21 protein-coding genes and 1 pseudogene are annotated in these 22,688 nt (G+C 68.4%); 7 read left to right on the top strand and 15 right to left on the bottom strand.

Features of this window, described 5'->3' with window-relative positions; translation table 11 throughout:
• Positions 1-213 precede the first annotated feature (213 nt).
• The 4 genes from JOE48_RS06580 to JOE48_RS06565 are packed head-to-tail and all read left to right on the top strand — an operon-like array spanning position 214 to position 4,049.
• On the top strand, positions 214-1,101 hold the full coding sequence (locus JOE48_RS06580) for a putative selenate ABC transporter substrate-binding protein (RefSeq protein WP_210028771.1): 888 nt from the start codon (positions 214-216) through the stop codon (positions 1,099-1,101).
• A 15-nt stretch (positions 1,102-1,116) separates the two neighbouring features.
• Positions 1,117-1,797, top strand: coding sequence for an ATP-binding cassette domain-containing protein (locus tag JOE48_RS06575; protein WP_210028770.1), 681 nt, complete (start codon positions 1,117-1,119; stop codon positions 1,795-1,797).
• Positions 1,794-3,353 carry a PhnE/PtxC family ABC transporter permease gene (locus JOE48_RS06570; protein WP_210028769.1) on the top strand — a complete coding sequence of 520 codons (1,560 nt, stop codon included), beginning with the start codon at positions 1,794-1,796 and terminating at the stop codon, positions 3,351-3,353. Before JOE48_RS06575 ends, JOE48_RS06570 begins: the two co-directional genes overlap by 4 nt.
• Before the next feature lie 33 nt (positions 3,354-3,386).
• Positions 3,387-4,049 carry a DoxX family protein gene (locus JOE48_RS06565; RefSeq protein WP_210028768.1) on the top strand — a complete coding sequence of 221 codons (663 nt, stop codon included), beginning with the start codon at positions 3,387-3,389 and terminating at the stop codon, positions 4,047-4,049.
• 27 nt (positions 4,050-4,076) lie between these two features.
• On the opposite strand, the gene JOE48_RS06560 is transcribed toward JOE48_RS06565, so the two are convergent.
• The 4 genes from JOE48_RS06560 to JOE48_RS06545 are packed head-to-tail and all read right to left on the bottom strand — an operon-like array spanning position 4,077 to position 7,868.
• Positions 4,077-4,799 carry a glycosyltransferase family 2 protein gene (locus JOE48_RS06560; protein ID WP_210028767.1) on the bottom strand — a complete coding sequence of 241 codons (723 nt, stop codon included), beginning with the start codon at positions 4,797-4,799 and terminating at the stop codon, positions 4,077-4,079.
• Positions 4,796-5,857: a radical SAM protein gene (locus tag JOE48_RS06555; RefSeq protein ID WP_210028766.1), complete on the bottom strand. Its 1,062-nt coding sequence runs from the start codon at positions 5,855-5,857 to the stop codon at positions 4,796-4,798. Before JOE48_RS06555 ends, JOE48_RS06560 begins: the two co-directional genes overlap by 4 nt.
• Positions 5,854-7,161, bottom strand: a complete 1,308-nt coding sequence (locus JOE48_RS06550; RefSeq protein WP_210028764.1) for a hypothetical protein — start codon at positions 7,159-7,161, stop codon at positions 5,854-5,856. The genes JOE48_RS06555 and JOE48_RS06550 overlap by 4 nt, the downstream gene beginning before the upstream one ends.
• Positions 7,158-7,868: a TIGR04282 family arsenosugar biosynthesis glycosyltransferase gene (locus tag JOE48_RS06545; protein ID WP_210028762.1), complete on the bottom strand. Its 711-nt coding sequence runs from the start codon at positions 7,866-7,868 to the stop codon at positions 7,158-7,160. The genes JOE48_RS06550 and JOE48_RS06545 overlap by 4 nt, the downstream gene beginning before the upstream one ends.
• Before the next feature lie 1,159 nt (positions 7,869-9,027).
• On the opposite strand from JOE48_RS06545, the gene JOE48_RS06540 reads away from it, so the two are divergent.
• Positions 9,028-9,666, top strand: a complete 639-nt coding sequence (locus JOE48_RS06540; RefSeq protein ID WP_210028761.1) for a class I SAM-dependent methyltransferase — start codon at positions 9,028-9,030, stop codon at positions 9,664-9,666.
• Positions 9,667-9,722: 56 nt separating this feature from the next.
• Here the strand turns inward: JOE48_RS06540 and JOE48_RS06535 are convergent, their stop codons facing one another.
• From JOE48_RS06535 to JOE48_RS06520, 4 genes are all read right to left on the bottom strand, one after another.
• Positions 9,723-11,171, bottom strand: coding sequence for a carotenoid oxygenase family protein (locus JOE48_RS06535; protein ID WP_245252737.1), 1,449 nt, complete (start codon positions 11,169-11,171; stop codon positions 9,723-9,725).
• 532 nt (positions 11,172-11,703) lie between these two features.
• Positions 11,704-12,783, bottom strand: coding sequence for a molybdopterin-dependent oxidoreductase (locus JOE48_RS06530; protein ID WP_210028760.1), 1,080 nt, complete (start codon positions 12,781-12,783; stop codon positions 11,704-11,706).
• A gap of 476 nt (positions 12,784-13,259) precedes the next feature.
• Positions 13,260-13,406 carry a hypothetical protein gene (locus JOE48_RS06525; protein ID WP_210028759.1) on the bottom strand — a complete coding sequence of 49 codons (147 nt, stop codon included), beginning with the start codon at positions 13,404-13,406 and terminating at the stop codon, positions 13,260-13,262.
• Between the two features lie 343 nt (positions 13,407-13,749).
• The gene (locus tag JOE48_RS06520) at positions 13,750-14,340 is read right to left on the bottom strand and encodes a DUF1349 domain-containing protein (RefSeq protein WP_210028758.1); all 591 of its coding nucleotides are present in this window, start codon (positions 14,338-14,340) and stop codon (positions 13,750-13,752) included.
• A 258-nt stretch (positions 14,341-14,598) separates the two neighbouring features.
• Here JOE48_RS06520 and JOE48_RS06515 point away from each other — a divergent pair.
• Positions 14,599-15,210, top strand: a pseudogene (locus tag JOE48_RS06515) (tyrosine-type recombinase/integrase); the annotation flags it as partial.
• Positions 15,211-15,428: 218 nt separating this feature from the next.
• Here the strand turns inward: JOE48_RS06515 and JOE48_RS06510 are convergent.
• Genes JOE48_RS06510 through JOE48_RS06495 form a run of 4 tightly spaced genes read right to left on the bottom strand, consistent with a single transcriptional unit; the run spans position 15,429 to position 18,899 of the window.
• Positions 15,429-16,718 carry an NAD(P)/FAD-dependent oxidoreductase gene (locus JOE48_RS06510; protein WP_210028755.1) on the bottom strand — a complete coding sequence of 430 codons (1,290 nt, stop codon included), beginning with the start codon at positions 16,716-16,718 and terminating at the stop codon, positions 15,429-15,431.
• 8 nt (positions 16,719-16,726) lie between these two features.
• Entirely contained in the window at positions 16,727-17,458 is a 732-nt protein-coding gene (locus tag JOE48_RS06505) for an amino acid ABC transporter ATP-binding protein (RefSeq protein WP_210028753.1), read from the bottom strand.
• Entirely contained in the window at positions 17,455-18,108 is a 654-nt protein-coding gene (locus tag JOE48_RS06500; protein WP_210035607.1) for an amino acid ABC transporter permease, read from the bottom strand. The genes JOE48_RS06505 and JOE48_RS06500 overlap by 4 nt, the downstream gene beginning before the upstream one ends.
• 17 nt (positions 18,109-18,125) lie before the next feature.
• On the bottom strand, positions 18,126-18,899 hold the full coding sequence (locus JOE48_RS06495; RefSeq protein ID WP_210028751.1) for an ABC transporter substrate-binding protein: 774 nt from the start codon (positions 18,897-18,899) through the stop codon (positions 18,126-18,128).
• A 146-nt stretch (positions 18,900-19,045) separates the two neighbouring features.
• On the opposite strand from JOE48_RS06495, the gene JOE48_RS06490 reads away from it, so the two are divergent.
• Positions 19,046-19,663 carry a cupin domain-containing protein gene (locus JOE48_RS06490; protein WP_312893103.1) on the top strand — a complete coding sequence of 206 codons (618 nt, stop codon included), beginning with the start codon at positions 19,046-19,048 and terminating at the stop codon, positions 19,661-19,663.
• Between the two features lie 255 nt (positions 19,664-19,918).
• On the opposite strand, the gene JOE48_RS31185 is transcribed toward JOE48_RS06490, so the two are convergent.
• The 3 genes from JOE48_RS31185 to JOE48_RS06475 all read right to left on the bottom strand — a co-directional run bounded on the left by JOE48_RS31185 (position 19,919) and on the right by JOE48_RS06475 (position 22,661).
• A complete protein-coding gene (locus tag JOE48_RS31185) occupies positions 19,919-20,347 on the bottom strand; it encodes a class I SAM-dependent methyltransferase (protein ID WP_409518566.1) in 429 nt (142 codons plus the stop codon).
• Between the two features lie 311 nt (positions 20,348-20,658).
• On the bottom strand, positions 20,659-21,717 hold the full coding sequence (locus tag JOE48_RS06480; protein WP_210028749.1) for a glycosyltransferase: 1,059 nt from the start codon (positions 21,715-21,717) through the stop codon (positions 20,659-20,661).
• A complete protein-coding gene (locus JOE48_RS06475) occupies positions 21,714-22,661 on the bottom strand; it encodes a glycosyltransferase family 2 protein (RefSeq protein WP_210028747.1) in 948 nt (315 codons plus the stop codon). The genes JOE48_RS06480 and JOE48_RS06475 overlap by 4 nt, the downstream gene beginning before the upstream one ends.
• Positions 22,662-22,688: the final 27 nt, after the last annotated feature.

The following is a 22,688-nucleotide window of genomic DNA, read 5'->3' as shown; positions in this document are numbered from 1 at the left end:
CCGGCGCGATCCAATACTGGGACCTTCTGGCGCCTCGGCAGCCCGGCGCGAGCGGCGCGGCTCGTAACCGCCCGGCACCGGCCCGCGAACTCCCGTCGTCAACAGGGGTTCGCCCGGCGCAGTGACCCCGCGGCGGCGACAGTCGTCAATTGATTGGACATCCGCCTCCGCTTGGGGGTGTTAGAGCATCTGGACAGGGTGCTGGGGGCGACGATGCTGAGACGGACTTTGAGCGGGGCGCTGCTGATGGGACTGGGATGCCTTGTCGCGTCCGGACCTGCGGGCGCGCAGGAGAGCGCCAAGCCGACCTTCGTCTTCACCGGCATTCCCGACCAGGACGAGAGTCGCCTCGTGGAGCGCTTCGGCAAGGTGGCGACCTATCTCGAAGGCAAGCTGGGCGTGCCCGTCAAATACATCCCGGTGAAAAACTACCCGGCGGCGGTGACGGCCTTCACCAACGGCCAGGTCCAGCTCGCCTGGTTCGGCGGCTTCACCGGAGTGCAGGCGCGCAAGGCCGCCCCCGGCGCGCAAGCGATCGCGCAAGGCGCGGAGGACGCCGCCTTCAAGACCTACCTCATCGCCAACACGAAGACCGGCCTGACGAAATCGGCCAACTTCCCTAAGGCGATCGCCGGCAAGACATTCACGTTCGGCTCGCGCGCCTCAACCTCGGGCCGCCTGATGCCGGAATACTTCATCCGCGAGGCGTTCCCGGGCAAGACGCCCGACGAGGTGTTCGCCCGGGTCGGCTTCTCCGGGGACCACAGCCGCACGATCCAGCTGGTCCAGTCCGGGGCCTTCGAGGTCGGGGCGGTCGACTACTCGGTCTGGGATCTCGACAGCAAGGCCGGCAAGGTCGATCAGACGGACGTCGGGGTGATCTGGGAGAGCCCGCCCTTCCCCGATTACCAGTGGACCGTGCGCGGCGACGTCGACGCGATCTACGGCGCGGGCTTCACGGAGAAGCTGAAGGCGGCCCTGATCGGCATATCCGATCCGGCCATACTGGCGCCCTTCGCCCGCTCGAAATTCATCCCGGTGACCAACGCCGCCTACGAACCGGTGGAGCGCGTGGCGAAAGCCACGGGCCTGCTGGACTAGGTGGCCCGCGGCGCCGTGACCCTCACCCCGCCCGAAGCGGAGATCGTGCTGTCGGGCGCCCGGGCGGCCTATGACGGCAAGCCGGTCCTGTTCGGGGTCGACCTGACCATCCGCGCCGGGGAACGCGTCGCCCTGATGGGACGCTCGGGGGCGGGGAAGTCCACCCTGCTCGGGCTCATCCACGCCCAGGCGCGCGCCCGCGTGGCGCTGATCCCGCAGGCGGCAGCCCTGGTGCGGACCCTGTCGGTCTTCCACAACGTCTACATGGGCCGGCTCGACCAGCGCTCGACCCTGCACAATCTGCGCACCCTGGCGTTTCCGGCCCGCGCCGACCTGTCCGAGATCCGGGGCATCCTCGGGGAGGTCGGCCTGTCCGGCGAGCTCCGCGCCAAGGCCGGCGCCCTGTCCGGCGGCCAGCAGCAGCGCGTATCCGTGGCGCGCGCGCTCTACAACGGGCGCCCGATCCTGATCGGGGACGAGCCGGTCTCGGCCCTGGACCGCACCCAGGGCGGCCTCGTCCTGGAGCGGCTGGCCGTGCGCCACCGGACCCTGGTGCTGGCGCTCCACGACATCGCCCTGGCGCTCGCGCATACCGACCGGATCGTGGTCCTCGACGCCGGGCGCATCGTCCTCGACGCGCCCGCCCGAGACCTCGACGAAGCGGCCCTGATCCCGTTCTACGGGCAGGCCGCGTGAGCGCCCTCCGCCGGATCCCCGGCTGGGGTTACGCGGCGGTGACGCGCTGGTTCGTCGGCGGGGCGCTGGCCGCGCTCCTGGCGGCCGACCTCGCGATCACGAGCCTGCATCCCTGGGCCGACCTCCAGCGCCTGCTCGGCGGCCTGATCCATCCCGACTTCCCGTCGGTGGAAGTCTGGAGCGTCGTCTACACCGTCGCGTTCGCGATCCTCGGCGTGACGCTGGGGGCCGGGGCCGGTTTTGCCCTCGCCATTCCCTTCGCCAGGGTCCGGAGCGTGCGCCTCGTGTGCGCCGCCCTGCGCTCCGTGCACGAGCTATTCTGGGCGCTGCTGCTGATGCAGGTGTTCGGCCTGTCGGCCACCACCGGCATCCTCGCCATCGCGCTGCCCTACGCGGGCATCTGCGCCAAGGTCTATTCCGAGATCATCGAGGAGGCGGACCTCGCGGCCCTGCGGGTGCTGCCCGAGGGCACCGGTGCCCTCTCGGCCTTCGTCTACGGCCGGCTGCCGGACGTGGCCGCCGCCTTCCGGCACTACACGCTCTACCGGTTCGAGTGCGCCATGCGCTCGACCCTTGTGCTCGGCTTCATCGGCCTGCCGACCATGGGCTTCTACCTCGAATCCGCCTTCCGGCAGGGCCGCTATGCCGAGGCCGGCGCCCTGCTCCTCGTGTTCTACGGCCTGATCGGCTCACGCCGCCTCTGGATGCGGCTCTCGACCCTGCCCCTCTTACTCATCGTCAGCGTGCTCGCCCTTCCGCGAACCGTCGGTACGACGCACTGGCTCTCCAGCCTGGAACGCTTCGTGACGCACGACATCGTCCCGAGCCCGCTCCGGTCCGGCGCACTCCTCGACCCGGCAACCTGGAGCCGGCTCTGGCTCTGGTTCCGGCCGATCCTCACCCAGCAGATCCTGCCCGGCGCCGTCCAGACCCTGGTGCTGGCGCAGGTCGCGCTGGTCGCCACCGCGCTGGGCGCACTGCTCCTGTTTCCCCTGGCCTCGCGCCGGTTCGCGGGGCCGGTCGGCCGACACTTCGGCCGCGTCGTCCTCGTGGTCGTGCGCTCGACGCCGGAATACATGCTGGCCTACGTGCTGCTGCAGCTGCTCGGCCCGTCGATGCTGCCGGCGATCCTGGCGCTGACCATCCACAACGCCGGCATCGTCGGCTACCTGATGGGCCGCCACGCCGACGATCTCCCCTACCGTGCCGACGCCCCGACGGGCCTGAATCTCTACAGTTACGAGACGGTGCCGCGGCTCTACGGGCAGTTCCTGGCCTATCTGCTGTACCGCTGGGAGCTGATCCTGCGCGAGAGCGCGATCTTCGGCATCCTCGGAGTGGCGACGCTGGGCTTCTACGTGGACGCGGCGATCTCGGAGCTGCGCCTCGACGTCGCCGTGACGCTGATCGCGGCGACCGCCGTCCTGACCATGCTGGTGGATGCGCTGTCCAGGACCCTGCGGCGGTCCCTACGCCTCGCCGACCTGCCGATCCGCCTCTCCGAGCCCCGGCCCGGATCCACGGCGAGCCCACCCCTCCGGACGGCCTGCTCCTGACGGGCCTGCGCCCCTCAACCGAGGATCGATGCCATGCGAACAGATCCCTTCACCGACACTTGGCTTTTCCTGATCGGGCAGCAGAGCGATCAACTCGCCCTGGGCTACGGGCGCTGGCTCGTGGTCGGCGGCTTTCTGCTGCTGATCTTGGGGAGCGTCGCCGTCGCGCTGCGCGAATGGATCGAAGATCCGAGACAGCGCACCGGGCGGGATCTCACCCTGTGGGCTCTCCGCGCCCTGGTCGGGGCCATGTGGTTCCAGGGAATGCTCTGGAAGCTGCCGTTCTTCTCCACCGAGAACGGCTTGTATTACTGGACGGGCGAAGAGGTGACCAACGCCGCCTTCCAGATCCACCGCGATCTGGTGAAGTCCGTGCTGCTGCCGGTGCCGAACTTCTACGTCCTCGATCTCCTGGTCTTCTTCACCGAGCTGGCCTTCGCGGTCTCGCTGCTCCTGGGTCTCGGCGTGCGGATCACCGGGGCCATCGGCGTGGCCTTCGTCGCCCAGCTCTGGCTCGGCCTGTACCAGCATCCGCAGGAATGGCCCTTCACCTACGTCTTCCTCGGTGGCCTCATGCTCCTGTTCAGCGTCTTCGGCGCCGGGCGCAGCCTCGGCCTCGACGCGGAGCTGCGCCGGCGCTTCCCCCCGGGCCTGACCTACGGGTGGGCCGCCAGCCTTGTCCGCATCGCCACCTGAGGGCGCGGGCCGCGGCGCCGGGGCCCGTCAGCCAGCAGGGCGCCCCTCCCGGGAGAGGGTGCGGGCGAGGCGCAGGAAGGTGGTGGCGATGATCCAGGCGGCGCGAATTGCGGCGCGCCAGTCGCCGGAGACTTTGGAGGCCCCGCCCCGGCGCGGTCGCTGGCCCACGGCAATCTCCTCGCAGCGCAGGCCCGCCGCGGAGGCGCGCATCAGCATCTCGAGGTTCCAGCCATAGGTTTCGTCCGCCATGCCGAGGCGCGCCAGCGCGTCGCGGCGGATGGCGCGGAACGGCGACATGTCGGTGAAGCGGGCCCCGTAGACGAGGCGCAGGAGCCAGCCCGCGAGGTGCCCGGCGACGATCTGCTGCGGGCTCATGGCTCCCGGCTCCCGGCTCCCCCGGATCCGGGAGCCGTGCACGAAGTCGGCGCGGCCCGCTCGGATCGGATCGAGGAGGCCCGGGAGACGGTCGAGCCGGTCGCTGCCGTCGCCGTCGACGAACAGGACGATGTGGGTCTCGGGCGTCAGCGCGGCGATGCCCGTCTGGATCGCCCGGCCGTAGCCGCGGCGCGGCTCAACGATGACGCGCGCGCCGGCGCTCGTCGCCCGCGCGGCGGTCGCGTCCCGCGAGCCGCCATCGACCACGACGACCGCATCGGCGCCGTTCGCCAGCAACCCGGCGACGACGTCGGCGATCGCGGTCTCCTCGTCCAGGCAGGGGACGATGGCCGTGACGGAGGGGAGGGCGGTCACAGGCTCCAGCGCAGCCCGCAATTGGCGCAGGCCTGCGCCGGCGTGTCGGAGAGCAGTGCCGCGCGGAAATCGGTGTAGGCGGCGCCGTTCCAGATCGCCCGCAGGCTGTCCTGCGTGGCGTCGCCGAGGGTGTAGTTCTCGTAGCCGCGCTGCGAGAACGGGGCGATGCAGCAGGGCAGCGCCCGGCCGTTGGCGGTGAAGTACATGACGTTCCACGGCCGGCGGCACAGCGACCAGGGCGAGCCGTCGTCGTCGCGCCTGAGGCTCATACCCGGCTCACTCGCCGCACCCGAGGCCGAGAAGGTCAACCCGAGTTCGGCCGCGACCGCCTCGGCCTCGGCGAGGTAATGGGCCTCGTCCGCCTCCATGCGCTCGTAGAGGGCCTGATCGGGCCGGGCCATGCCGATGGCGTCGTCCTCGAAATAGACCAGGCGTTGCAGGTAGACTTCCTTCACCCCGGCCTCGGCGGCCACCCGCACGAAGGCAGGGAGTTCGGGCAGGGTCTCCTTGAGGCCGGTCAGCCAGGCGGAAACCCGGGGCCGCGCGTGCCCCTCGCGCTCCTGCAGGGCCCGGAAGGCGCGGACGTTCTTCAGGATGCGCTCGAAGTAGTCCTTGCCGCGCACCGCGATGTAGGAGGCCCGCGTCGAGGCGTCGAGGGAGACGCGCAGTTCGTCGAGCCCCGCCGCGATCAGGGCGCGGCCGTTTTTCTCCGACAGCACCGTGCCGTTGGTGTTGAACAGGACGTAGGTGCCGCGATCCTTGAGGTAGCGGACCATGCGCGGCAGGTCCTTCACCAGCATCGGCTCGCCGACCCCGTGGAGCACCGCCCGGCTGAGTTGGGGCACCTGATCGACGATCGTCGTGAACAGCGCCCAGCTCATGTCGGCTGGCGGCTCGAGCTCAACGTAGGTGCGCGGGCAGGTTGTACAGAGCAGGTTGCAGCGGTTCGTCACCTCCAAGTAGAGGCAGACCGGGGGCCGCTCGACGACGGTGCCGACCGCCTTCGGCGCCGCCTCGTGGTAGCGGCGCGGATCGACGACCGGGGCGGCGGCGGTCATCGCGGAGCTTCTTGTCGCCGGACAAGGGCGACCTGCGCCAGCCCGGCGGCCGCGACCACGGCGGCCAGGAGCGCGGAGCGGCCCTCGAAGGAGATTTGCGGATCGCCGGGGACGACATCGTAGAGCATGAAGCCTCCCACCGTCAGGGCCCATCCCGGAAGGGTCGCGGCGATGCTCAGGAACGGCACCGCCATCAGCAGATACCATGGGAATTCGGGCGAGAGCAGGAAGAGTAACGTCACGATCGAAAGATTGATGTCGTGTAGGCTCCGTGTCGGCGTCCGCACCGCGCGGAACCCGGTCCGCAGGGCCAGGGCCGCCAGGATCGCGAGGCAGAGGCCGAGATAGATGGCCGTGTCGTGCGGCCATTCCCCGACGCAGCCGCGCCAGATCCGCAGGGCGGTGAACCCGGCGCCCGAAGACAGCCCTTCTTCCTCGACGTATCCGGTGGCGAGGAAGCCGAGCACGCCGCGTCCGACCGAGAGATAGGGAAGGTAGGCCGCCGCGATGACGACGGGCACCAGCCCGATCATCCGCCAGTCCCAGGGCCGCCACAGGCCGGGCAGCGCGATCAGCGCGAAGGGCTTGGCCAGCGCCGCCAGGATGATCGCCCCCGCGCCCGCATAGCGCCGGCCGAGGACCAGGGCGAGCCAGAGGCCCAGCATCATCAGGGCGATCATCAATCCGTCGACGTGCCCCTGGCCGGCGATCTCCCAGATCGGGAGCGGATGCCAGGCATAGGCCGCGATCCGCGTCACCGGCTGACCGGTCAGGCGCAGCAGGCCGACCAGAGCGAGGAGGGTCGCGCCCTCGCAGGCCACCAGCGCGACCTTGAGCGCGAGCGGGCTCTCCGACAGGCGGGTGACCAGGAAGAAGAACGCCTGGGCCACGGGCGGATAGATGGTCACCGCGTAATCGGCGCGGTTGATGAACGAGTAGACCGCCGCCCCGCGCAAGGACGCCAGCGCGGGATCGGCCGGCACGTAGCGATAGGGGTTGATGCCGGCGCCCTGCACGATCCCGTCCCAGACGTAGCGGAAGATATCCGTGGACAGGATCGGCGGCGCGGGCAGCGCCAGCACTCGCATGGCCAGGCCGGCGCCGATGATGATGGTGAGCGCCCGGCGCCCCTCGATCCCGTCCAGCCGGGCGCCCAAGGCCGCGATCACACCGCCGGCGACGGCGAGCATCAGGAAGGCATCATCCCCCAGGCGCTGGAGAGCCGGCATCCCGAGGCCGACCAGCAGAGTTCCGATGAGGCCGAGACCGGTGAGGCGCCCGGCGGCTCCCCGAACCGCGCTCATACCTCAGGCCATAGGGCCAGCATCGCGCGGGTCGCCGGGGCCGGACCCCCGCTGATGCCGGGCGACGCGAAGGCCGGCGGGGTTCCGGCGATCTCCGCCTGCAGAATCCGGAGGGCCTCTACGTCGTCAATGTCGTACCAGACCGGAAGCATTTCGACCGGGAGGGCGATCCCGGCAGCCCGCTCCAGGGTCAGGCGTAGCACGTCGCCCGTGCTCCACGGGATATCGGCGAAGAGTTCGGGATGGTCGCGTTTCAGTCCGATCAGAGTGTAGCCCCCATCGATCGCCGGCCCGAGCACGACCCGGTCGCCGGGTCGCCGCAGGGCCGTGATCGCGGTGGTGAGAAGCGCCACCGGCAGGGTCGGCGAGTCGGAATTGATCAACACGACGCAGTCATGGCCCGCTTCGCCCAGCAGGCGCTGCACCGCGGTGCCGAGGACGAGCCCGAACTCCGCGCCTTCTTGAAGGAGCAGACGGAAGGTCGCCGGCAGGATCTTCGCGAGCTCGACATCGGTTCCGGCCGGGGCATAGACGCCGTAGCCCTGACGCTCCAGGGCGTCCGGCACCGCCAGCACGGCATTGGCGACATCCTGAAGGAAGCACGCGGAGAGGTGGGCCGCGCGCTCCGGGCCCAGAAAGGCGGCAAGCCGCGTCTTGGTGCGGCCCGGATGCGGCGCCTTGCACATGATCCCGAGCGCCGCGTTCATGCGTCCCCCATCCCCGCCTGACTCCGCACCCTTGTCGCGCATGCACCGGCTGCGGAACGCTGCGGTCTCGGGTCAAAGCAGACGGCATTCGGTGCCGGAATCCAAATCACAAAGTCCGACCACCCGCTTTTTGCGACGGACCCGACCGGAAGCGACAGGCTGGGATGCGAGAGCCTCGGATCCGTAGTGGGTATCGGCCCGCCCGCTTCCGAGCACCTTACCGCTCCATGACCGGAACGCATGCAGATCAACGCGACGCACCGCCCCCACACCCATCCACGCGCGTGTTTTCGGATTTTATTTTATTCAAACTCAGTGTGAAATGGCCCGCTCTGGCGGCATATTTGAACGGCATGTGAAGATAGGATTTGTTCGAATTGTCTAAAAGCGTCCACTCTATGGGCTATCGTGGAAGTAAATTACCTTTTATGCCCCGATTCAGGGTAAATTTGGCGCCCTAGCGGTACAAAAAAGCCTTTCGTCGTTGTAACTATTTGAAAATCAGAAATTGACCTGCTGATTCGCAATGCGCCTGCACTTCTACGCAGCCTCGGAGGCAAACGGCATGTCTGCTTTTGGGGACTGTCGAACCAAAGCGGTCAGGCCCCTTCCGGCCAGACTTCGCCACGCCGGATCGCCGGCGCGCGCAGAATCGGACGTTCGGCTTGGCGCCCATTGCCGCCATCGCGCCGTCACCGAACGCATTCCAGAAGGGGACGATGGGGCGGCCCGGCCCCTCGTAAGGGGGGAGACCGTCGACCGCGTCACGAGGATGAAGACGATAATTGCAACCGCCAAGCCTGATCGGCTCACTTGGCCGAGAGCTGTCGGCATAGGGCGCAGCCTGTGTTGACCCTGACCCTGCACGAACTTCGAATTTTGACCACCCCTGGGGTCCGACCAGGCCGACTGACCGCGCGCGCACGACGCGTGTCGCAGCTCGTCGAAAGCACACGATGGATCAGCGCGCGCAAAGGCCGGGCGGCGAGGTCGGCGTTCCCACCGCGGGGATCGCCGAGCTCGCCCGCCTGGACCTGCGCGCGGCACCCGGCCCGTCCCGGGCTGGCGGCGGCGACTGCGACGCGGATCCGGGAGCCGCCGGGCTCGCTGCAAGGTTCACGCGTTTGAGAGCGGCAGATCGGATGCGAGGACGACACCGATGACAACGCAGGATGTGCCGGCCTTTCCACCCTGGGCGTTCGCGAAGGATGATTGCGCGCCGGACCCTCTCTTTTACGTGCAACCGCGTTTCGTCACGCACATCGACGCCGCTGCGATCGCCGCCATAACCGATCTGTACCGAACGGTCGTCCCCGAGAGTGGTGTCGTCCTCGACCTGATGTCGAGTTGGATCAGCCACCTTCCGGATGAGGTCGCCTACGCGCGCGTCATTGGCCACGGGTTGAATGCAGCGGAACTTTCCGCCAACCCGCGCCTGACCCAACACTTCGTGCAAGACCTCAACGCGGAGACGCATCTGCCACTCGAGACCGCGAGTATCGACGCCGCTCTGATGTGCGTCTCGGTGCAGTACCTGCAAAAGCCGGCGGCCGTCCTGTCCGAGATCGCGCGCGTCCTGCGTCCCGGTGCCCCGGTGGTGATCAGCTTCTCCAACCGGCGCTTCCCGACCAAGGCGGTTGCTATCTGGAATGCCCTCGACGGCGCGGGGCATGTCCAGCTCGTCGGTCTGTACCTTCAACGCGCCGGCTTCGCCCGTATCGAAGGACGTGTCCTCAGACCCGCGGGCGGCCCCGGCGATCCGATGACGGCGGTGATCGGATGGACCGCGACGGCGTGAGTCACCCTACATGGGTCGGTCCTGATGGACGATCCGAGCCGGTTCGGGGGCGCCGATCAGACCGTTCCGGACGGGGCGCGCACCGGGAACCAGTTGCCGTGAAAGCCGGGCGGTATCCGGTGTCCGAGGCGGACCGTGGCGACGGGCGGCGCTTCGAACGTCCGCGCGTCGAGGACGACGAACGCGGTCGTGTCGCGGAGCGTGTCGATCACGAAGCCGACGAGCCAGCCTTCGTCCTCATCGGCCTCGGCATGCGCCGGCACGAAGACGAACTCCCCCGGGATGCGGTCGGGACCGAATTCGTGCTCCTGGCGCTCGCCCGTCTCCAAGTCGTGCTTGTAGAGCTGCGTCGCACCGGCGAGCTGCGTGTTGCCGTCGGCCGGGACACTCACCGTGTAGAGGTAGCGGTGCCGCTGCCCGAGACGCCGCTCGTCGATGCGGGGGAACTCCTGCGCTGCGGGGTCGAGCACCCGCCGCTCGACGCACCCCGTCGTGGGATCGACCGTCCATCGTTCGAGCCGGCCCGGCGTGTCGAGCCCGCCCGCGGCCGCGGTGAACACCGTCGCGTAGGCGATCACATCGAGGATCACCTTCCCGTCCACGTCGTCGTAGGCGTTGGCGATGTGGAACACGAAGCAGGGCTCGACCGCGCACCACAGGATGTCGGCACCCGCGCCTTGCCGGGGGAGGAGGCCCACCCGGGCCCTGTGGCTCGGGTTCCAGCGGAACGGGAAGCGGTAGCCGGCGAGCAGGGCCCGAAACGAGAAGGTGACTGGCAGGTCGAGCACGATAACGAAGCGCGCCGTGATTGCGCAGTCGTGGATGCAGGGGCCATGCGCGACCAGAATCGGCACGTCCCGCACGACCTGTCCGGTCGGCGCGAGAACGACGTGGCGGACGCTGTCCCACACGCGCCCGTCGTAGGCGATGGCATGGGTCTCGCCGGTTCGCGGGTCGCGGTGCGGGTGCCCGGTGAAGGACCCGGCAAGCGTGCCGTCGAACGGGTTGTAGCGCTGCTCCTCCAGAGTGCGGGCCAGTTCGACCGGGAAACAGCCCGCCTCGACGACGGCGAAGATCCGGCCGCCGATCTCGACGACGTTGGTGTTGACGGTGTCGTTGCCGCCCCGCCGCGGCCCGGGCGCGGCAGGGCGCTTGAGCGCTGCGGCAGCCGTGCGAGAGCCGATCCAGCGGTTGCGGTACCACAGCGCCTTGCCGGCCTCGATCGCGAGGCCGTGCACCATGCCGTCGCCGAGGAACCAGTCATGACCCCGGGTCGCGGCTCGCACGGGATTGGCCCCCATCTTGAGATAGAGGCCGTCGAGGCCCGGCGGGATCTTACCGGTGACGGGCAGATTCTCCAGCGTCAGCTCCGCGCGCATCGGTTCGTGGACGCCGACGACGAAGGGATTCTTCGTCCCGGACAGGCGCAGCCGGTTGCAGGCTGCCCACAGGCCAACTCCGACCTCGGCGGCCGCGCGGAGGGCCGACTGAATACGGTTCGGCATCGGCAGCGGTTCTCCGATCAGGTCGTGTGCCGGGGCGTCATCGCGGCGGGCTCGGCCAGTTCCCGGCCACGGACGCCGGGCGCGAGGGCCGCGTTCTGCTGCCTCCGGCGCACCGTGCGCGACGGCGCGGGGCCGTGAGCTCACAACGGGACGGTTTGGCCGTGCGCGGCCTTGCACATCGATCCGATGAGTCCGCCGTGTCCCCAGGCAAATCCGGGATCGAGGATACGCAGGGACCGGGGTCTCTCATCGCGATTGGCTTGCCGAGCCGGCGTTCACGCTGGCCGGGGACGATGCCAAGTCCGCGGATACCGAACAGAACCGCGCCTTGCTCAGTGCCCTCAGGGGCGCACCGGGGAACGGCGGCGCGTCCTTCGAGCAGGCTGTCACAAAGGCCTTCGAGCATGTCTTCGGACATCGCGGACGTCTGAACAATCACGTCTCCCTTGTCGGCCCCGATGGGGGAGACCCCCACCTGAAACCTGGTGAGCCGCCGTCCCTGCGACAGGGACGGGATGGCCCGTCTGGACCTTTAGGTGACGCGCACGCGCACCCGGTGCCAGCAGGTGCAGAGATAACCCTTGTGGTTCCAGACGTCGTCGGGCAGCGCCGGCTGGGTCTGGCCGGCCGAGTCCCAGGCTCGGACGGCGAGATCGTGCTCCCCCGGCGGCAGGTCGAGCTCGGCGGTCCAGAAGGTCCAAGCGAACGGCGCCTCGGGCTCGTGCTCAAGCGTCGCCTGGATCCAGTTCCGCCCGCCATCGCTTGAGACATCGACGCGGATGACGGCCCGGTCGCCCGCAACCGCGTAGCCCCGGACTCGGCACGCCCCGACTTCGAGAGCGGCGCCGCGCGGGGGCGTGCAGATCGCGGCATTCAGCGGCATCGTGTCGATCGTGTGCCCCCGGACTGGATCGGCGGTTTCGGCAGTCTCGTCGGGTGGGTACAGCTTGTAGTCGCTAGCCTGTATCGGATTGTCCGAGGGATGATCCTGCACCGTGATGTGCCGGAGCCATTTGGGACTGCGCACGCCGGCAAAGCCCGGCACCACCGCGCGCAGCGGGAAGCCGTGCTCGGGCAGCAGCGGTTGGCCGTTCATGGCAAAGGCCAGGAGGGTTTCAGGGGCCAGCGCCTTGGCGAGCGGGATGGAAACGCCGTAGGGCCGGTCCCCCACCGCGTCGTGGCTCTCGAAGGCGACGTGGCGATCCCTGTCTTCGGGGGCTCCGGCCGAACGTAGAAGGTCGCCGAGACGGATGCCCGTCCAGTCGGCCGTGCCGATGGCACCGCCTTCCCAAGGGTCTCCCGAAACGGGCGCGACGGCGCGCATGTCAGCGCGCCGATTGCCGGCGCACTGCATCGTCGCCGTTATCGTGACGGTCTGGAATCGGCTGCGCAGGCCATCCAGCGAGACCTCCATCGGCGTGCCGAGAGCGCCGTCGAGGGTGAGGCGCCACGTGTCCGGGTCGATCACCGGCAAGTCGCCGTGGCAGCGGACGTAGAAGTCGTCAGCCGCGGTGCGGTAAGCGTCCCGCAGCCGGTCCAGCGGCGTCTCGGCATTGTAGGGCCGGTCGCCGTGGACGATCAGGCGTGCTTTGCGCGCGGCCAGACTCGACATCAAGGCTTCAACTCCATGGGTCCACGGTGTGAGCGTTCCGTGAGCGTCGTGTGTCTGAGGGCAAGCCACTGGCGAGCCGACCCGACCGGTTTCCTGGCGCGCTGCCGACCGCTCCCGCTGCGTGCAGTCCCACTATTGAGCCTTGCGATGCCCGCGCCCGTGCTGATCCTTGTCGCCGCCTGCCGCCGCGGCGGCTTCCTTCTCCGCCTATCCCGCCGTCGCCGCGCTCGTGGCAGCGTCGCTGGTTGCGCCGGACGATGAATTGGACGCGGCTGATTTCGCGTGGCCTCTGCCCTCCGTCGGCGCCTCGACCTTCCCGCCCTCCAACACGACAGGGTGACCGACATCGGCCTTGGCGCTTCCGGCTGCTTGGACCTCGCCCGCCTTCTGCTCCTGCGCATTCCTCGTCGTGTGCTGCTGCCCGTCACCGGACTGACCCTTCGCGGGATTCGACATCATGACTCCATCTGCAATGGTCATGCGGCAACGACTTGCTGCAGTCGCAGTTCGGATGAAGCGATCTGGTGCGACGAATGGCCGAACGAGGTGAGCTGCTGGCGGAGCTTGGTGGTCAGGCAGTTCAGTGACGTGCGCGGGCCTGGACGCGCCGGGGCGATCACCATCGTCATTGTCGGCCATTGCCGCCCCGCCGTTCCGAGCAGGCAGGCAACCGCGAAGTCATCGGCGCAGCTCAGGCCTTCGAGCAGCGTGGACGCTCAAGTCCGCTCGAAGGCGTTGTCGCCGGCGGACCGAACGAATAGGTCGGATCGGGGCGACTGTCCGCTTCTCCAAGACTTGGTTTCGGAAACGGGCGAGCCGCTGACGGTCAGCATTGGCCGCCGCGCTAAACCCCGGTGAGCGTCTCAGTTGGGTGGTTTCCTGTCAGTCAGCTTACGAGCGGATGGGCATTGGAGCCGACGTCGCTGCCTCATCCGCTAACGACCCATCGCGGATGGGAGGCAGGGCTCACGAGAGGTCGTGCAAGTCTTTGCCCTTGGGAGCGCTAATCGAGAAATCGGAGAACGCAACATTCAAGCCGGAGCGCTCGGGTGTGCAGCACATCGGGCCAACGCTGTAGGTTGGATTCGCCGGGAACGGGCAGAGCCGCATCAGCGGCCAAGATTGCCCGTCAGACGATACCTGCAAGCGCAGAACACCGCCAGATATCGTTGCTCTCAACCAAAAGTCGCTCGCATCGCCGTTATATGATGCAGTAGACCAATCGGATTTTCCCAAAGTGAGAACGCTGCTAATCATGGGCAGACCATCAGACAATTCGATCCCAGCTTTGACCCAGTACTCCTTCGAAATGCGCACCATTAGTCCGGCTTGGTCATACAATTGCTCATAATTTGCTCGAATGCGCAACTGTGCAGTGAAAGCACTCCCCGTATTCACTGCGAAGAAGTGGCCAGTATCGCGGATGAAGCCGTAATGCGTTTCCCGCCAGAAATCCGTGGCCCGGTCGGTTACGACGAGGAGGCGGCCGTCTTCGAACCGCCAATTGGTGGGCTCATTGAGCCAGGCGCCATCGTCGAAGCCTACGCGATCTGCCATGTCTCGGTGCCAGGGTGGTTGATACGTTCGACGCTGCGCAACATCGCATTTTGGGGTCTCTCGGCAATGCCCGTTTTCCACAATCGGCCGGAGTAGGCGGACGGCTGACGAACGGCCGCTTTGGAGAAGCGACGAAGGCGGTCCGGGCGACCGGGTTGGGTCGCCAGCGGAACGTCCGCCTATGGCCACCCTCATCTCAGGAGCCTTGATCCAGGCGTCCTCTCGCCTCGTCGGCATGGGCCGGCGAGGAGACAGACGATGCGACACGCCGCACACGATCCGGCCTCGAACGGGCGGCCAGCCTGGAACGCTGGCCGCAAGCTCGGAGCCAAGCGCGCTCTCAAACCTCAGCAAATCCGGGCCATCCGGTTCTGGCTCGATCGCGAACGGCGGGTTCGCGACCGCGCGATGTTCGATCGCGCCATCCACAGCAAGCTGCGCGGCTGCGACGTCGTCACGCTCACGATTGGCGACCTTGTCAGCGGTGGTCGCGTCCGGTGCCGGGCTTTTTGTCGTCCAGAGCAAGAAGGCCGGCCGGTACAGTTCGAGCTCCTCGAACCTGCCCGCACCAACATCCTGACCTGGCTGGAGGGCCGGGGTGGGACGCTCGACGACTATGCGTTCCCAAGCAGGCTCAACGGCATCACGCACATCAGCACCCGGCAGTATAGGCGCCTGGTCGATGCGTGGTCTCGGGCATCGGGCTGCGAAGCGAGGACTACGGGACCCACTCCCTCCGTTGCACCAAGGCGTCGTTGATCTACATGCGGACCGGCATTCTTAGTATGCCGTCCAGATCCTGCTCGGCATACCAAGATTGAGAGCACGGTCAGGTATCTCGGTGTCGACGTCGAGGCTGCTCTGGCACTGAGATTTGAGCGTTCGGCCCCTGGCTTCGGTGTCGAGGGGCTTCGAAACCAGCCCGGCTGCAATGCGGCCGTTCGGCCAACCTCGGGCGCCTTTCGAAAGCGGACGCAGCGGTCGAGAAGCATCAGCGCCTGGACCAAGCCCACGCGCACCGCGCGCCTCATAGGCAGACGGCGCGGTCTCGGATGAGGCTGATGGGCTGCTTTCGGCCGCTCAACGCCTCAGCGAATACCGCCATCGCTCAGGCGATACCAGCCGATGATCGCCGACACGTAGAGGCGATGGAGCGCGTGCAGCGGCAGCGGTGCGATCGACGTCAGCGGCAGCGGCAGCGCGTCGGCATTGCCGGTGGCGATGTAGGCAGCCATCGCCCGGCCCATCGCCGACTGGAGGCCGACGCCCCGACCCTGGCAACCGATGTCGATGAGCAAGCCCGGCGCCGGCTCGTGGAGATGGGGCAGGTAGTCCCGGGTGATCGCCACGCGGCCGCACCAGCGGTGATCGAAACCCGTGCCGCCGAGCTGCGGGAACAGCTTGCCGACGATCCGCTCGAGATGCGCCCAGTCGGCGGGACTGCGGGGTTCGCGGAACGGACCGCGGCCGCCCATCAGAAGACGGCCGGTATGGTCGAGGCGGAAATAGAGCAGCAGTTTGCGGGTGTCCGAAGAGACATGACCCATCGGCAGGATCGAACGCCTCAGGTTGTCGGAGAGCGGTACCGTGGCGACCTGGAAGGAATTCGCCGCGATCACCGTCCGGGCGAGAGCCGGCCAGAGGCCGCCCGTGTAGCCGTTGGTGCACAGGACGACGCGTTCGGTGGTGAGGCGGGCGCCCTGCGCCGTCGTGACGGCCCAGCCCGATCCAATCCGTTCGAGGGCCGTGACCGGTGATGCGCCATGGATCATCGCCCCGGCCTTCAGCGCCGCCCGGGCGAGGCCGCGGGCGTAGCTCAGCGGCTGAATCGCGCCGCCGCGGCCGTCGAGCCACCCGCCGAGATAGCGTTCGGTGCCGAGCAATCGGCTGGTCTCGGCCTTGTCAAGGACGCGGGTCGGTGCGCCGAGGGCGGCCCACTGCGTCGCCCGCCGCTCGACCTCGGCCAGTCCGGCTTCGGTATGGGCGCCCTGGATCCAGCCCTCGCGCCGGTAGGGCACGTCCATTCCGTGCCGTTCGATCAGGTCGAAAACCGTGTCGGCGGTCCCGCCGGCGAAGCGCGCGAGCCGCTCGCCACGCTCCCGCCCGAACTTGGCGACGAGGTCGGCGGGATCGTATTTCAGGCCCGGAATGACCTGCCCTCCGTTGCGCCCGGAGCCGCCGAAGCCGATCTCGCGGGCCTCCAGCACCACCGGCCGGACGCCGCGCTCGGCCAGATGCAGCGCGGTGGACAGGCCACAGAAGCCGCCGCCGACGATCACCACGTCGGCCGCGCCGGATTCCGCGAGTGGCGGCGTATCGGGCGCGGGGGACGCCGTGGTGGCCCAGAGCGATGGAGCGAGCGGGAACGGTTCGGCCACAGCCTCTCCTACAACGGGTGCAGCACGCGCTGCAGGAAGTCCTGGGTGCGCGGATTCTGCGGGCGGTTCAGGATCTCGGCGGCCGGTCCCTGCTCGACGAGGCGGCCGCCATCGAGGAACAGCACCCGGTCGGCCACCTCCCGGGCAAAGCCGATCTCGTGCGTGACGACGATCATGGTCATGCCCTCGTCGGCGAGCCCGCGCATCACCCGCAGCACGTCGCCCACCAGTTCGGGATCGAGGGCCGAGGTCGGCTCGTCGAACAGGATCGCCTCCGGCCGCATTGCGAGCGCCCGGGCGATGGCGACGCGCTGCTGCTGGCCGCCGGAGAGTTCGTCCGGCCGGGCATGCGCCTTGTCCGACAGCCCGACCCGCGCGAGGAGCGCGCGCGCCCGTTCCTCGGCCTCCGCCCGGGGCTCGCCCTTCACGTGGATCGGCCCCTCGACGACGTTCTCCAAGGCCGTCCGGTTGGCGAACAGGTTGAAGCGCTGGAAGACCATGGAGACCCGGGTGCGGATCGCCTTGATGCTGCGCTTGCCTTGCTCGACCCGCTGGCTGCCGACGCGGATCTCGCCGCCGTCATAGGCCTCGAGCCCGTTGATGCAGCGCAGGAGCGTCGACTTGCCCGATCCCGACGGTCCGATAATGCAGACCACCTCGCCCTTGGCGATTTCCGCCGAGACGCCCTTGATCACCTCCAAGGCGCCGTACCGTTTTCGGACATCCTCCAGGACGATCATCGGCGCCGCCCCTTGGCTTCGAAGTGGCGGACCAGCAGGATCAGCGGCAGGCTGAGCGCGAGGTACATGAGCGCCACCATCGTGTAGACGCTGGTGTTCTTGAAGGTCGAGGATGCGATCAGCTTGCCCTGGAGCGCCAGTTCCGCGACCGTGATGGTCGAGGCTTGCGACGAGTCCTTGAGCATCATGATCATGATGTTGCCGTAGGGCGGCAGCGCGATCCGGATCGCCTGCGGCAGGATCACCCGCCGCATGGTCATGCCCCAGCTCATGCCGATCGACAGCGCGGCCTCGACCTGTCCGCGATCCACCGCCTCGATGCCGGCGCGGAAGTTCTCGGCCTGGTAGGCCGAGTAGGCGATGCCGAGCCCGATGATCGCTGCCTGGACGGCCGTCAGCGACAGGCCGAAATCGGGCATCACGAAGTAGATGTAGAACAGCTGCACGATGATCGGGATGCCGCGCAGGATGTTGATCATCACCGCGCTGAAACCCGCCAGCACGGCGATGCCCGAGACCCGCATCACCGCCCAGACCAAGCCGAGCAGCGTCGAGACCACGAGCGAGGCGAGGGTGATAAGGACCGTGAGCTGCACGCCCTGCAGCAGGATCGGCAGGTATTCCTGGGCGTCGGCGAGGAACTCGCGCATGACGCTGGGGCCGAAGCTCAGGACCGGTCGGCCGAGGGCGGCAGGCCCCATTTGGTCAGGATCGCCTGGAGCGTCCCGTCAGCCTTGAGCTTTGCGAGCGCTGTGTCGATCTTGGCAAGCAGGTCGGCGTCCGCCTTCCGCACGCTGAGGCCGACCGACGCGACGACGGTCGGCTTGAAGCTATCGACCAGGCGCACGCCCGGGAATACGCCTTGCTTGACGTAGTAAGCGAGGATCGGCGCGTCGGCGAAACCGGCCTTCAGCCGCCCGGAATTCACGTCCCGGATGATGTCGGGAATCGTGTCGTAGATCTTCACCTCGCCGAACAGACCGGACTTCTTCAGCGGCTCGACAAAGGCGGTGCCGACCTGGGCGCCAACCGTCTCGCCCTTCAGGTCGGCGAAGGCCGTGTAATCCTTCGTGTCGGTTTTCGGGACGATCAGCCCCTCGCCGTAGCTGTAGACGGGGGCCGAGAAGGCCACGACCTCCTTGCGCTGGGGCGTGATGAACATCGCCGCCGAAATGATGTCGATCTTCGAGGCGGTGAGCGCTGGGATCAGCGTCGAGAATTGCAGCGGCTCAACCGCCACGGTGAAGCCCGCCTCCTTGCCGACCGCGTTGACGAGGTCGACCATCACGCCCTGGATGGTGTTGGTCTTGGTGTCGAGGAACGTGAAGGGCAGACCGGTCGGCGTCGCGCCGACCTTCAGGGGCTGGGCGCTGACGGCGCTCCCCAGGGCCCCGAGGAGAAGCGCCGACGACAGACACAGGCTGGCCAACCGTCTTCTCATCGTGACGCTCCCGTCAGGTTCCCGGATTACACGGCAAAAGCCAGAATCCGATTTCATTCTCGTGAAGAATACCGCACGTTTCCAATATCGACGCAAGGGAATTTCACGTGCATGAAGAGACGCGCGGAAGGCATCTTGGTGTACCGGTGAGCATTCCTCTGGGCGACGCGACGGGTCCGGAACCGGTCGACCGGGCCGTGGGTCAGCGCCTGCGCAACCTGCGGCGCGCAAAGGGTCTATCGCTGGAAGCGGTCGCGTCCAGCACGGGCTTGTCGATCGGCTTCATCAGCCAAGTCGAGCGGGGCATGTCCTCGCCCTCGCTCCGCGTGCTGGCGCTGCTCGCGGACACGCTGCAGATCGGGATCGGGGGGCTGTTCGAGCCGATCCTCCAAGAGCCCGAGCCCGATCCGATCGTCGTGTTCCGGAAGGACCGGCCGGAGCTGCAGCTCTGGCGCACCGGCATCACCAAGCAGTTGCTGACGCCGCCGGGCGGGACGCAGGGTATGAGCCTATTCCACATGGTGCTGAGGCCTGGGGCCAGCACGGGCGACGAGCTGTTCAGCCACGATGGCGAGGAGGCCGGGCTTGTCCTTGAGGGACGCCTCACGCTCGTCGTCGAGGCGCGCACGCTTCAGCTTTCCGAGGGGGACAGCTTCCGCTTCGAGAGCCGCCGGCCGCATCGTTTCGGCAACCCGGGGACGCGTGCCCAGACGATCGTATTGTGGGTCAACGTACTCGGGTCTTCCAAACACAGGACGCCATAAACGCCGGCGAGCAGAGTCATTGCTCGGAAGTTCGGGATCTCAGGTGGTGTACGCTCATGAAATCAGCACATGGCATTAAAGCTGCATTTGTGTGCGGCCGAAAAGTCTGGATTCGGCTTCGCGCCCGATCCTGACGAACAGGCCGCACGACCGTCATCCTTAAAGCGGACCGCGCCCTCCGAAAGCCGTTGATCGCGGCCGCCGGATCGCGTCCGATCGGCCGCAGAGCGCTCGGCCAACCGGCTGGCGGATTCCTCAACCGGCCCCAATCCGGCTTGATGATCTTGCACTTGCCCCGCAGCGACCACGGTCCCCGCGCTTGGCCTCGGTGCAGAATGCATCGACCGCCCGGGTGACACCCGGGAAGCGGCCGCCCCGGCGATCGTCATCGTCGGCGATCAGGAGGCCTCCTTGTCGCCGGATGGGCCACCACGCGCGCAGGTCCGCCGCGACGGACGCCTCCTCGTGCCCGGCATCGAGATGGATGACATCGGCCGTCACGTCCCGCAGACGCAGACGTTCCGCGGCATTCACCGAATCGAGCGGAATGGCACGATGCGGTCCGTCATGCCGGCGCGTACCCCATTGGCCAGGAAGGTCCGGTGGAGGCTCGGATAGCCATGCGCGGTGGCGCGTTCCGCGAAGAGCGCCTCGTCCGCCCCCAGGTCGACCGCTCCGAGCCACGTATCGACCGAGATCACGGTGCCGGCGACATCGTGTGCGGCCATGGTTCGAGCGAGAACGAGGGCGCTGGCCCCCTTCCAAGTGCCGATCTCGATGATCGCGCGGGGCCGGCCGTCGATCACCGCCTCCTCAAGGTAGGGGTGAATGCTGCGCCAGCCTTGCAGGTCGCCGGGGCGCAAGGCAGCCGGGGATCCGCGAAGGGGTGGCGGCCGTGCCAAAGGGTGGCGATTAGGTCCTGTCGGGTCGTGTCACTCTGGCGTGCGGGTATGGGACAGGCGCAGGACGAGCAGACGTCTGTCGGAGTCGTGGGGTCACCCCCCGAAGCGGGCCTGCGCGTAGAGCGCCTCGCAGCGCTCGAGCCAGCGCGCGCGGGTAAACAGGCGCAGAACGCGCCCGTGCGGGACCGGCCGCGGGATCGCCAGGGCCTCGCCGATGGAGCAGGCCAGACCCGCCGCGTCCCCCGGTGCGGCGAGGGATCCGCCTTCGCCGACGACCTCCGGGATGCCGCCCCGGGCGAACCCGGCGACCGGAAGTCCGCAGGCCATCGCCTCGATCGCTGCCAGCCCGAACGGCTCGTCCCAGCATGGGGTGGTCAGGAACACGGAGGCGCGGCCGACCTCCGCGGCCAAAGCGGCGCCGCCGAGGCGGCCGCCGTAGCGGATCGATCCTCCGAGCAACGGCGCGACCTGCGTCTCCCAGTAAGCGGGTTCCTCGATCGGGCCGAACAGGGTCAGCGGCAGCCCGGCCCGGCGCGCCGCCGCGATCGCGTGCGGCGCGCCCTTGTCCGGCGTGATCCGCGCGCACCAGACCGCACTGCCATCGCCGCGCGGTCGGTAGGGCCAGACGGCGGGATCGATGCCGTTGTGGAGCACCGATGCCTCTGGAGGCGCTCCGTCCGGCCACCAGGCATTGAGCTGCGCCCGGGACGTCGCGGTGATCCGGTGTCCCGGGGCGGGGCTCGCCTGCACGAACCAGCGCAGGGCGCTGTAGGCCGGCACGTGCAGCGACGTGACGGTGGGCATCGCGGCGGTGCGGCGCGGCTCCAGCGGCAGGCGGCTCAGGCTGTTGTTGTGAAGCACGTCGAAGCCCCCGGCGGCGATCCGGTCGCAGGCAGCGGCGTAGCCGGCGTCGAGATGGGCTACCAAGCCCGCATCGCCCCGGTGCTCCAGGCCGGCGTAGCTCCGCTCGTGATGGGCCGGAATCACGGGATCGAGGGTGAAGCGCGCATCGCTGTCGCCGGAGGCAAACAGCGTGACCGCGTGGCCGCGGCTGGCGAGGCCCTCGGCGAGATTCCAGGTGTAGGCTTCGAGGCCGCCCGCGAAGGGCGGGGCAATCGGGTGACGGAGATGGGCGAGGAGCGCGATCCTCACGCGGTCACCGGCGCCGGCGCATCAGCCCGCGCCGCGGCGTCGGCATCCTCTCGGGCCTCGATGGCGCGGATCACCGAGGCGGCGTTGGTGTAGGGCTGGTGGCTCTGCTGGCGGGTCAGCGCGAGATCGGCGGCGTCGGGCCGGCGTAGGATGCGGATCGGTGTTTCGGGCGTGTCGTCGATCAGGCCCATCACCTTGAAGGCGTAGAGCCAGTGGCCCATCGTGCGGTAGCCCCACTTGGCCTCGAACAATTCGGCGTTGCGCACCACGCTCTCGAGGTGATGGACCGGCGGCATGTGGTGCGGGTGGTACTGATGATAGGCGCGGGCGCCCTTCATCCAGGCGATCGGGATGCCGCGCCGGTCGAGGAGCTTGCCGAAGTCGGTGTCCTCGCCGCCGTAGCCGGTATAGCGTTCGTCGAAGCCGCCGGTCGCCAGAAAGGTGGTCCGTCGGATCGCGAAATTGAGCGACCAGAAGCAGCGGTAATCGTTGCAGATCTCGATGCCCGAGACCGGCGGCCCCCGGCGGTCGGAATGCCTTTCCGACACGGCTTCAAGGCCGGCGTAGTCCCAGGCGCTCGTCGTGGCGTGTTCGGGCAGGTGCAGCACCTCGCCCATCAGCAGCCCGTTGCGCTCGGAGAGCCCCTGCGCGTAATCGGCGACGAGATCGGGCGCCGGGATGCAATCGACGTCGAGGAAGGCCACGGCGTCGCCGGAGGCCGCCGCCACGCCGCGGTTGCGCGCGGCCGCGAGCGGCAATTCGCGGCCCGGCACGAGGATCTGGCGCACGGGGAAGCCGACCGCGGGCAGGTCGTAGGGCGCGTCCTGCATTACCGCGACGATGAACTCGGCGGGGGCCTGCGTCTGACGCTCCAGGCCGAGCAGCACGTTGCGCAGGTGGGCCGGACGCCCCTTCGCGAGGGTCACGACGGAGACGGTGGACATGCGGCGATCGGGCTCCGGCTGAGGCGG

It is taken from the genome of Methylobacterium sp. PvR107 (assembly GCF_017833295.1).
Lineage (GTDB): Bacteria > Pseudomonadota > Alphaproteobacteria > Rhizobiales > Beijerinckiaceae > Methylobacterium.
Note: the sequence above shows the minus strand (reverse complement) of the source record. Positions and strands in the feature narration are given on the sequence as shown.

What these genes read in the sequence shown, in the direction of transcription:
- JOE48_RS06525 (WP_210028759.1), bottom strand. Translation starts at nt 13,406, where the DNA reads ATGGTGATCGCCCCGGCGCGTCCAGGCCCGCGCACGTCACTGAACTGC.
- JOE48_RS06540 (WP_210028761.1), top strand. Translation starts at nt 9,028, where the DNA reads ATGACAACGCAGGATGTGCCGGCCTTTCCACCCTGGGCGTTCGCGAAG.
- JOE48_RS06565 (WP_210028768.1), top strand. Translation starts at nt 3,387, where the DNA reads ATGCGAACAGATCCCTTCACCGACACTTGGCTTTTCCTGATCGGGCAG.
- JOE48_RS06555 (WP_210028766.1), bottom strand. Translation starts at nt 5,857, where the DNA reads ATGACCGCCGCCGCCCCGGTCGTCGATCCGCGCCGCTACCACGAGGCG.
- JOE48_RS06550 (WP_210028764.1), bottom strand. Translation starts at nt 7,161, where the DNA reads ATGAGCGCGGTTCGGGGAGCCGCCGGGCGCCTCACCGGTCTCGGCCTC.
- JOE48_RS06580 (WP_210028771.1), top strand. Translation starts at nt 214, where the DNA reads ATGCTGAGACGGACTTTGAGCGGGGCGCTGCTGATGGGACTGGGATGC.
- JOE48_RS06520 (WP_210028758.1), bottom strand. Translation starts at nt 14,340, where the DNA reads ATGGCAGATCGCGTAGGCTTCGACGATGGCGCCTGGCTCAATGAGCCC.
- JOE48_RS06495 (WP_210028751.1), bottom strand. Translation starts at nt 18,899, where the DNA reads ATGAGAAGACGGTTGGCCAGCCTGTGTCTGTCGTCGGCGCTTCTCCTC.
- JOE48_RS06535 (WP_245252737.1), bottom strand. Translation starts at nt 11,171, where the DNA reads ATGCCGAACCGTATTCAGTCGGCCCTCCGCGCGGCCGCCGAGGTCGGA.
- JOE48_RS06505 (WP_210028753.1), bottom strand. Translation starts at nt 17,458, where the DNA reads ATGATCGTCCTGGAGGATGTCCGAAAACGGTACGGCGCCTTGGAGGTG.
- JOE48_RS06500 (WP_210035607.1), bottom strand. Translation starts at nt 18,108, where the DNA reads ATGCGCGAGTTCCTCGCCGACGCCCAGGAATACCTGCCGATCCTGCTG.
- JOE48_RS06475 (WP_210028747.1), bottom strand. Translation starts at nt 22,661, where the DNA reads ATGTCCACCGTCTCCGTCGTGACCCTCGCGAAGGGGCGTCCGGCCCAC.
- JOE48_RS06530 (WP_210028760.1), bottom strand. Translation starts at nt 12,783, where the DNA reads ATGTCGAGTCTGGCCGCGCGCAAAGCACGCCTGATCGTCCACGGCGAC.
- JOE48_RS06545 (WP_210028762.1), bottom strand. Translation starts at nt 7,868, where the DNA reads ATGAACGCGGCGCTCGGGATCATGTGCAAGGCGCCGCATCCGGGCCGC.